Origin of the sequence: Microbulbifer aggregans, assembly GCF_020524005.1 — a bacterium.
GTDB classification, from domain to species: Bacteria; Pseudomonadota; Gammaproteobacteria; order Pseudomonadales; family Cellvibrionaceae; genus Microbulbifer; species Microbulbifer aggregans_A.
In genome coordinates this window covers 1-1,163 of the sequence record NZ_JAIVKK010000041.1, presented here as the reverse complement: position 1 = coordinate 1,163, position 1,163 = coordinate 1, and the positions used below count along the sequence as shown (strand labels likewise).

The 1,163-nt window shown below is 56.9% G+C and carries 1 protein-coding gene; it reads right to left on the bottom strand.

Annotation, left to right across the window (positions count from 1 at the left end; all coding sequences use genetic code 11):
* On the bottom strand, nucleotides 1-1,163 hold a 1,163-nt coding region (locus LC093_RS20210; RefSeq protein WP_226669318.1), incomplete at both ends, for a condensation domain-containing protein.

Here is a 1,163-nt window from a genome sequence, read left to right as displayed (position 1 = left end):
TGTCCGACAACGGCTCAAAGGCAAACGGTGCTGGCTCCGCACTATCGCACGAAGCATCGAAGCTCTGTGTGCTGAACATGACCTGGAAGATCGGGTGACGCGAGAGGTCGCGCTCAACCCCCAGAGCGTCGACCAGCTTTTCAAACGGCACATCTTGATGTGCTTTGGCCGATAGCACCAGGCGGTGAACCTGCTGAATGTAATCCTCAACCCGGCTCTGCAAATCAATCTGGCTGCGCAGAGCCAATGCGTTCACAAAGAAGCCGATCAGGTTTTGGGTTTGTGGATGATCGCGATTATCCGAGGGCGTACCCAGCACTAGATCGTCCTGGCCAGTGAGGTTGGCCAGCGTCAGATAAAAACCACTCAGCAACACACTGTACAGTGTGGTCTCCTGCTGCCGACTGAAGGTCCGCAGGGCCTCTGACAAGCGCACATCCAAACTAAAGCGCAGCGCCTTGCCTTGATAATCCACGGTCTCCGGGCGCGGCTTATCCGTCGGCAAAGCCAGACTCTCATGCCCCCCGAGCTGCGACTGCCAATAAGCCAGCTGACGCTCAAGGTGTTCACCTTGTAAGGTCTCCCTTTGCCAGGCGGCATAATCACCATAGTCAATGCTCAACACCGGCAGCTCAGGCACCACACCGGTTTTGACACTGCGATAAAGTGCGCTCAACTCATCGGTCAGCAGCTGTGTCGACCAGCCATCGAAGGCGATGTGGTGTAACAGCAACAGCAGGTAACTGTCCTGGCCTACTTGATAGTGCTGCACACGCACCGGGATGTCTGTAAACAGGTCGAACGGCTGCGCCAGTTGGTACGCAATGTGCGCACGCATCTCGGCCGGATCACTGCAGATGAGCGTACTCAACGTCAGGGCCCTGTCGACCACTTGGTGGTAGTCACCGGCATCATCGCTGACAAACACGCTGCGCAAGACCCGATGACGCTCGAGCAAGGACTCGAGTACCTCCTCCCAAAGCGCTCGATCAGATGCTTCTGGGCTCAGGCGCAGCAAACACGGAATGTGATAGGCACTGGTGCCCTTTTCAAAACGCTCGATAAACAGCAGTCGCTCTTGAGCGAACGACAGCGGTGTGCGCGCCAAAGCAGTCTTGGGAATCTCTCGCTGAGATGCCGGGCTGAGCTGCTTGACCAACGCG